This is a genomic window from Mesorhizobium sp. M2A.F.Ca.ET.037.01.1.1, from assembly GCF_003998075.1.
Lineage (GTDB): Bacteria > Pseudomonadota > Alphaproteobacteria > Rhizobiales > Rhizobiaceae > Mesorhizobium.
The window spans coordinates 1-1895 of record NZ_RZSA01001147.1; the positions used below are offsets into that span (position 1 = coordinate 1).

The 1895-nt window shown below is 65.4% G+C and carries 3 protein-coding genes; 2 read left to right on the forward strand and 1 reads right to left on the reverse strand.

Annotation, left to right across the window (positions count from 1 at the left end):
- Together EOA27_RS34445 and EOA27_RS34450 are read left to right on the forward strand one after the other, a co-directional pair.
- The coding region (locus tag EOA27_RS34445) for a response regulator (RefSeq protein WP_145970756.1) at positions 1-440 on the forward strand (440 nt) is incomplete at its 5' end.
- Between the two features lie 183 nt (positions 441-623).
- The gene (locus EOA27_RS34450; RefSeq protein WP_108702883.1) at positions 624-1511 is read left to right on the forward strand and encodes a GNAT family N-acetyltransferase; all 888 of its coding nucleotides are present in this window, start codon (positions 624-626) and stop codon (positions 1509-1511) included.
- Between the two features lie 91 nt (positions 1512-1602).
- Here EOA27_RS34450 and EOA27_RS34455 read toward each other — a convergent pair.
- On the reverse strand, positions 1603-1895 hold a 293-nt coding region (locus tag EOA27_RS34455), incomplete at its 5' end, for a TRIC cation channel family protein (RefSeq protein WP_189562258.1).

The following is a 1895-nucleotide window of genomic DNA, read 5'->3' on the forward strand; positions in this document are numbered from 1 at the left end:
CCCAGCCGCGGCCGGAGCCGCGCGGCGCCGCCTCGGTGCGCAAGCGCGACCAGGGCCTGTCGGTGCTGATCGCCGAGGACAATGACATCAACGCCATGCTCGCCCGCGCCACGCTGCTCAAGGCAGGGCATCGCGTCAAGGTTGTCGGCAACGGCAAGGCCGCGGTCGATGCCGTTACCGACGCCGGCCTCAAGTTCCGCTTCGATGTGGTGCTGATGGACCTGCATATGCCTGTCATGGATGGCCTGGATGCGATCGCCGCCATCCGCCGCCATGAAGAGTCCCTGGCCATGCCGCCGATCCCGATCATGGTGCTTTCGGCCGACAGCCAGGAAAAGACCCGGCATGCCGTGCTCGCCCATGGCGCCAGCGGCTTCGTGACCAAGCCGCTCGACCCGGACGCGCTCGTCCAGGCGGTTGAGGGCCAGGTCGCCGCCTGACGAAATTTTGAGCCCTTGAAAGCCATGAATTGCCTGGCTTTCGCGACCGTAAGATAGCCGGTTGAGGGTATTGTCCAGCCGACAAAGTATTGCCCGCCACGCCGTATCACGGTACTGTCACAATCCTGTTGCACCTACACCGTATCCCCGTGCCAAGAGGGATGGCTCGAAGGAGAATCACTCGTGCATACAGTCATGCCTGAATGTGACACTCGGCCGAATGCCGGCGGCGCCCTGCTCGCTGCCCGTACCGCCGACGCCGTCGCAAGCGGCGCTCCGCTGGGCCGGATCGGCAACCTCGAGGTGCGGCTCGCCCGCAACGAGGCTGAGATCGCCGCCGCCCAGGAAGTCCGCTATCGGGTATTTTATGACGAGCTTGGCGCGAGGAAGGACCTGTTCCAGGCGCAGGACCGGCGCGATGCCGACCGTTTCGACCCGCTCTGCGATCACCTTCTCGTGTTGGACACGTCCCTTCCCGGCCCCGAGCACCGCCGCATCGTCGGCACCTATCGCCTGCTGCGGCAGGAGATCGCCGCGACCGCCGGCGGCTTCTATTCCGAGGGCGAGTTCGAGCTCACCAAGCTGATCGCGCGCCACCCCGGCCAGCGCTTCCTCGAGCTCGGCCGCTCCTGCGTTCTGCCCGAATACCGTTCCAAGCGCACCATCGAGGCGCTGTGGCAGGGCATCTGGGCCTATATCAACCATTACGGCATCGGCGTGATGACCGGCTGCGCCTCTTTCCACGGCATCGTGCCGGCGGCGCATGCCGAGGCGCTGACCTATCTTGCCCATCATTGCCGCACCAACTCCGCCTGGGATGTCCGCGCGGTACCGGGGCGCTACTGCTCGATGGACCTGATGCCGATCGAGGCGGTGAACACCAAGGCGGCGATCGCCGCCATGCCGCCGCTGGTCAAGGGTTACCTGCGCGTCGGTGCCCGCATAGGCGACGGTTGCGTCATCGACCACGAATTCTCGACCGTCGACGTCTTCGTCGTCATGCCGGTCAAGGAGATCGGCGCCCGCTATGTCAACTATTATGGCGGCGAAGGGCAGCGCTTCGCGGCATAGCGAATAGCGAATAGCGAATAGCGAATAGCGAATAGCGAATAGAACGCCATCTCGGGTAATCTCTACTCGCTACTCCCTATTCGCTACTCGCTCACGGAATGTCTTCCGGCCTTCGCCCCGGCCGACTCCGATAGGCCGCAAACGACCAGCCGAATTTAAGCGCCCCGCCGCGCACGACGAACGCGCCCGCGAAGCCGAGCAGGCTGGACGCCAGCGTCGGCAGGCCGGCAAGATCGCCAAGGGTGAAGATGGCGGCGCCCGCCAGGGCGGCCGTGACATAGATTTCGGGCCTGAGCAGCACCGAAGGCTCGCCGGCAAGCAGGTCGCGCAAGATGCCGCCGGAGGTCGCCGACAGCACGCCCGTGATGACGGACACGACAGGCG